General features: G+C 68.0%; 3 protein-coding genes. 2 read left to right on the top strand and 1 reads right to left on the bottom strand.

The genetic code is table 11. The features are described from left to right. Positions 1-206: 206 nt before the first annotated feature. Entirely contained in the window at positions 207-584 is a 378-nt protein-coding gene (locus tag BN11_RS13175) for a hypothetical protein (protein WP_048698374.1), read from the bottom strand. 56 nt (positions 585-640) lie between these two features. On the opposite strand from BN11_RS13175, the gene BN11_RS13170 reads away from it, so the two are divergent. Together BN11_RS13170 and BN11_RS13165 are read left to right on the top strand one after the other, a co-directional pair. After that, on the top strand, positions 641-2053 hold the full coding sequence (locus BN11_RS13170) for an FAD-binding oxidoreductase (RefSeq protein ID WP_083433742.1): 1413 nt from the start codon (positions 641-643) through the stop codon (positions 2051-2053). Positions 2054-2154: 101 nt separating this feature from the next. Then, the gene (locus BN11_RS13165) at positions 2155-3783 is read left to right on the top strand and encodes an AMP-binding protein (RefSeq protein WP_048698372.1); all 1629 of its coding nucleotides are present in this window, start codon (positions 2155-2157) and stop codon (positions 3781-3783) included. The last annotated feature ends 19 nt before the right edge of the window (positions 3784-3802 follow it).

Raw genomic sequence — 3802 nt, 5'->3', positions numbered from 1 at the left:
TCGCACTGGCCGGCCTCGGCGGTGGCTGCGCCCTGCCCGACCGGATGGCGGAGATCAACGCCATGTTGGCGCAGGCGCCGCCCCGCCTGCGCGAGGCCCTACTCCTGGCCTTCATCGACCGTTTGACCCGCCCCACGTGACGGCGTCGAGAGTGCACTTCAAGGTCGTCGAGTGCGAGGGGAGCCGATCGCCGGCCCGTCGGAGCGTCAGTGGCCCCACTGGTTGGACATATCCGCATCCGGGGCGATCAGGCGGTCCCAGGGGATGGTGGCGTTGACGACGCCCGCGGCGCACGCGTATGCGGCGCATTGGTCGACCGCGACCCGCAGGCCGTCCTTGGAGGGATAGGACGAGATGGCCTGTCGGGTGATCGTCGCGTACGGCTCGCCGGGCAGCGCGGCACCGACGGCTCGGTTCAGCTCCCGTTCGAAGTTCCAATGGGGGCCGCCCGCCGCCTGCATCTCGGCCAGCATCGACTTTTGGGTGATGAGGGCACCGGAGAGCGCCCTTGCGGCAGTGAGCGAGCCGGGCCCAGCCGGCGTTGACACCCGTATGACGGCGGCCCCGGTCCGCCGGTTGGTCACGACTCGATATCGGCGTCCGGGAGCGGGTGGACCGGGCACCTTGCTATACAGAGACCATGACTTCGGAACGCCCACTGTCGCCGGACGGCCTGCCGGAGCCGGACGGCGCTGACGTGCTGGCCGACCTTGCGCAGTTGCTCGCCCCGCAGTTCGTCATGGCCGACCCCGACCGGATGGCGGCCTATCGCCACGACTGGTCCAAGGGCGCGGGGGCGGGGACGCCATTGGCCGTGGTGCGCCCGGGCACCGTCGAGGAGGTCCAGGCCGTGGTCCGCTGGGCGGCGCAGCGCCGCATCGGCATCGTGCCGCGTGGTGCCGGGTCGGGTCTGTCCGGCGGGTCGCTCGCCGTCGACGGCGCCATCACCCTCAGCCTGGATCGCATGACGCGAGTGGAGATCGATCCCGCGATGCGGGTCGCGGTCGTCGAGCCCGGGGCCTTGAATATCACCGTCAAGCAGGCGGCGCGAGAACTCGGCCTGCACTATCCGCCGGACCCGTCGTCATACGAAATCTGTTCTATCGGAGGGAATCTCGCGACCAACGCGGGCGGCCTGTGCTGTGTGAAGTATGGCGTGACGACCGACTACGTCCTCGGGCTCGACGTCGTCCTCCCGGACGGGACGTTGGTCAAGCTCGGCGGCAGCACGATCAAGGATGTCGCCGGTCTGTCGCTGCTCAAACTCTTCGTCGGGAGTGAGGGCACCCTCGGCGTCATCGTCGGTGGGACGCTGCGGCTGATCCCCGCGCCCAGCCCCGCCGCGACCCTCGTCGCCACTTTTCCGAGCGTCGCTGCCGCGGCCAACGCCGTTGTCGCACTGGGTAATCGGCTTCGCCCGTCGCTCGTGGAATTCATGGACAACTACTCGATCAACGCGGTCGAGGACGTGCGCGAGATGGGTCTCGATCGCGACGCGGCCGCTCTGCTGCTCGTCCAGTGCGACTCGCCCGGCGATGCCCGTGCCGCGGAAGTCCTTGTCGTGGAAGAGATTTGCCAAGTTGCTGGCGCGAGTGAGGTCTTCTCGACGACCGATCCCGACGAGGGCGAGATGTTCCTCGCCGCCCGCCGCTCCTCCCTGCCCGCCCTGGAGTGCAAGGGCTCGATGCTGCTGGAGGACGTCGGGGTCCCGGTCCCGAGACTGCCGGCGCTGCTCGCGCGGATCGAGGAGATCTCCCTCCGGCACGGACTGCCCATACCGGTCGTGGCGCATGCGGGCGACGGCAATACCCACCCCAATGTCATCTACGACCCGGCCGAGCCTGGCGCTCTCGAGCGCGCCGAGGCCGCGTTCGCCGACGTCATGGCCGCGGCGATCGAGTTGGGCGGCACGATCACCGGCGAGCACGGCGTCGGCCGGCTCAAGAAGGCCGCCCTCCCCGCCCAGCTCGGCCCGGACGTCATGGACCTCTCCCGCCGGATCAAGGCCGCCATCGACCCCCTCGGGATCATGAACCCGGGAGCTGTCCTCTGATGGCCACTCGGCGCCCCGGAACGACCGCTTGTTGACCCCTGGGTAGCGGCGCGCCGGCAGGCGCGCAATAGTGGAGATCGCGACGACGCCAGGAGGATTCGATGGACGCTCCCACTCTCTCCCACGCCAAGGGCGAGGAAACACCCCCGCTGCTGCGCACCACCATCGACGCCAACCTGGCGGAGACCATTGCGCGCTTCCCCGACCGCGACGCGGTCGTCGACATCGCCGCCGGGATCCGGATGACGTATGCCGAGTTCGGCGCGGAGGTCGACCGGGTCGCCCGGGCCCTGCGGGCGGCCGGGTATGCCGTGGGTGAGCGGGTCGGGATCTGGGCCCCGAACAGCGCGGAGTGGGTGGTTGTCCAGTACGCCACGGCCCGCGTCGGCCTGATCCTGGTGAACATCAACCCGGCATACCGCACGCACGAACTCGAGTACGTCCTGCGGCAGGCGGGCATCAGCCTCCTCGTCGCGACGCCGGCCTTCAAGACGAGCGACTACCAGGCGATGGTCGAACAGGTCCGAGGCAAATGCCCCGACCTGCGCGATGTCGTCTTCTTCGGCACCGAATCCTGGGACCGCCTGCTCTCCAGGGCGGACCAGGTGAGCACCGAGGAAGTCCAGGCCATCTCGGACAGCCTCACGTGCGACGAACCCATCAACATCCAATACACCTCTGGCACAACAGGATTCCCAAAGGGTGCGACGCTGTCGCACTTCAACATCCTCAACAACGGCTACTTCGTCGGCGAGATCTGCCGCTATACCGAGGAGGATCGGATCTGCATACCGGTGCCCTTCTATCACTGCTTCGGCATGGTCATGGGCAACCTGGCCGCGACCACTCACGGCGCCGCGATGATCATCCCCGCACCCGCCTTCGACCCGGCCGCGACCCTGGCGGCGGTGCAACAGGAGAAGTGCACCTCGCTCTATGGCGTGCCGACGATGTTCATCGCCGAGTGGGCGCTGCCCGACTTCGAGTCCTATGACGTCAGCAGCGTGCGCACCGGCATCATGGCCGGGTCGCCGTGCCCGGCGGAGATGATGAAGAAGGTCATCGCCGCCGGCATCGAGGAGATGACCATCTGTTACGGGATGACGGAGACCTCCCCCGTCTCCACCCAGACCCGCACCGACGACTCCTTCGATCACAAGGTCGGCACGGTGGGGCGCGTCGGGCCCCATCTGGAGATCCGGGTCGCCGATGCCCTGACGGGCGAAACTCTGCCGCGGGGCGTCACGGGCGAGTTCTGCACCAAGGGGTATTCGGTGATGCTCGGCTACTGGCAGGAGGAGGCCAAGACGGCCGAGGCCGTCGTGGACGGATGGATGAAGACCGGTGACCTGGCCGTGATGGACGAGGACGGGTATGTCCGCATCACCGGCCGGATCAAGGACATGGTGATCCGCGGCGGCGAGAACATCTACCCGCGTGAGATCGAGGAGTTCCTCTACACCCACCCTGACGTCGTCGATGCGCAAGTGGTCGGGGTGCCCGACGCGAAGTACGGCGAGGAGTTGTGCGCCTGGATCCAGATGCGCGCCGGCGCCGAACAGCTGACCGCCGAGACCGTGCGAGCGTTCTGCACGGGCAATCTCGCGCACTACAAGATCCCGCGCTACGTCATGTGCGTCGAGGAGTTCCCGATGACCGTGACGGGCAAGATCCGCAAGGTCGAGATGCGCGCCCGTTCCACGGAGGAACTCGGCCTCGGGACGGTCTAGGAGACTGCTGAACAAGGTG

Origin of the sequence: Nostocoides australiense Ben110 (genome assembly GCF_001050535.1) — a bacterium.
GTDB classification, from domain to species: Bacteria; Actinomycetota; Actinomycetes; order Actinomycetales; family Dermatophilaceae; genus Nostocoides_A; species Nostocoides_A australiense.
The sequence above is the reverse complement of the archived record's forward strand: the minus strand, read 5'-3'. Positions and strand labels throughout refer to the sequence as shown.